General features: G+C 42.7%; 2 protein-coding genes and 1 pseudogene. 1 reads left to right on the top strand and 2 read right to left on the bottom strand.

Annotated features, from left to right (window positions below; all coding sequences use genetic code 11):
* Positions 1-215: 215 nt before the first annotated feature.
* Positions 216-869, bottom strand: a complete 654-nt coding sequence (locus PX484_RS25445; protein ID WP_287766912.1) for a Coq4 family protein — start codon at positions 867-869, stop codon at positions 216-218.
* Positions 870-939: 70 nt separating this feature from the next.
* On the bottom strand, positions 940-1230 hold the full coding sequence (locus PX484_RS25440) for a YiaA/YiaB family inner membrane protein (RefSeq protein WP_149978304.1): 291 nt from the start codon (positions 1228-1230) through the stop codon (positions 940-942).
* Between the two features lie 159 nt (positions 1231-1389).
* On the opposite strand from PX484_RS25440, the pseudogene PX484_RS25435 reads away from it, so the two are divergent.
* A pseudogene (locus PX484_RS25435) lies at positions 1390-1905 on the top strand (hypothetical protein); the annotation flags it as partial.

The raw sequence follows: 1905 nt of genomic DNA, 5'->3' as shown, positions 1-1905 counted from the left end.
GGGGGGGGTGTAGGGGGGGGGGGGGGGGGGGGGGGGGGGGGGGGGGGAGGAAGGGGGGGGGAGGGGGTGATGGGGGGGGGATTAAGGGGGGATTAAGGGTAGGGTTGATTCATGAATCAACCCTACTATGAATAAACCCTAGGATTAAGGGGGGATCAAAGACAAAATCTATCCTCAATTTAATTATAACCACTTACTTAAGTAGTCCAGCAAAATTAATTTCCTAGGTTCGAGTGGACGATTGCCAATTCTTGCCGCCAAACTAGCAGGGATTTCTCCCAAGCTAGTTCCCATTTTTGCGCTAAAAAAGGTCGAGTATTTTTGCCCAAATTATAGGCGATGACAATCTCTTTGCAGAGAGAATGTAAGGAAAGTGGCGAAGAAAATAAAGCTCCCAATAATCCCCCTAAAAGTAGTACAATAGCTAGAGGGCGACGAGTTTGACTTAATTCAAAAGCTTTCAGCTGCAATTCTCCCATGCCATCGACACCAAAACCCGTGACTATATGCCAGATATCGTGAGTTTGCCGTAGGCGAAGCAGCAGATAATCTGTGTCGGAATTGACCTGAATAGACCGATAAAAATTAGGATCAAAATTGAGACTAATTAGGTGAGTAGCATAATGATAACCTAGGGAATCTTCCGGGAGTTTTAGCAAGGTTTCTAAACAGGGACTAGCGGCTAGATATCTTTGGGCAATCATTTGGGCGGTAGCTCGATCGCTTTTAACATATTGCAAAGATAATCGCTGTAACCAACTCTCTTTTAAGCCATCTTCAATATCATATACAGACATAATGTTACTGGGATTTTGTAAAAGAGAAATTATTCCTTTGGTCACACTGATTAGATTAGTTGTGAATAGCATATAAACTCTCCTAAGTCAGAAAAAAGAGTGAGAATAATCGAAAAAACTGATAACCAATAACTGGGAAAAACTACTCCTTATAGGGATCGTACTGACTCAATATCCGTTCTAACTTTGCTTCGTCAATGCGATTAATTAAGCGTTTAGATTCTTCGACATCACGGACAGTTTTTGATAAATTAATGGTGGAACCGACGGTAAATAGTAAACCCATGCCTAAATAACCTTTAATCCACGCATCTACTGGTAGATAAATAACTCCTAAAGAAGTGGCAGAAATAGAGACAATAAAAGATAACCAAGTTTGAAAAATCCACGCTTGAGTATGACTGGGAGCAGTACCGTATTTTTTATCGTTCATAATCGTCTCCTAAATGTTTCTACACCCATTTTGTCTCTTCTAGAGGTGCAACAACAATGAGCGCTATCTAGTAGGGGGAGGGTTGAGAACTGGGGTGAAGTGGGGTGAAGTGGGGTGAAGTATCAAGTATAATCGTTGTCAGAATCTAGGACCGAAAAGATGGAGAGCAAACACCTGAAAATTTGGTATTCTTGGGAAAAACAAGAACAAATGATCGAGCGCTTGGTGGGGAGAGTGGGATTAACCCGGGTGCGTGCCACTTGTTTTCTGCGTCTCTGGATTTATGCGATCGCCAAGGAAGGACAGGCAAAACCCCCTTTATCCCAGTTAATTTTTCCCACCACTGCCATTATCTGTACCCATCGGCAAGCATCGGATTTATTTTATCAGGATCAGGACCAGGGCAGCGAACGCTCGGCGGGTATGATGTTAGATAAATTAGCGGCCCTTGGTTTAATTGAAAAAATTTTTGACGGCAACACAACCAGAATTAAAATCAAGTCAATTACGGGGATTTTAGAGCCTGATAGCTCGGAATCATCTGTAGAATTGCAATTAGATCAATTTAATCCCCGTTGTGATGCGATTCCTGTGGCTAACTTGCTGACACGCAATTATAACTGGATGAATCGCAATGCTGAAGCAATTCCCCATCGCATTTCTCGTCTGTTGCGG

The sequence above is a fragment of the Microcystis sp. M49636_WE2 genome (assembly GCF_030065375.1).
Taxonomy (GTDB): domain Bacteria; phylum Cyanobacteriota; class Cyanobacteriia; order Cyanobacteriales; family Microcystaceae; genus Microcystis; species Microcystis aeruginosa_C.
This window is presented reverse-complemented; position numbering and strand designations above follow the sequence as displayed.

Excerpts from the sequence above, each read along its gene's own strand:
- PX484_RS25440 (WP_149978304.1), bottom strand. The coding sequence starts at position 1,230 with ATGAACGATAAAAAATACGGTACTGCTCCCAGTCATACTCAAGCGTGG.
- PX484_RS25445 (WP_287766912.1), bottom strand. The coding sequence starts at position 869 with ATGCTATTCACAACTAATCTAATCAGTGTGACCAAAGGAATAATTTCT.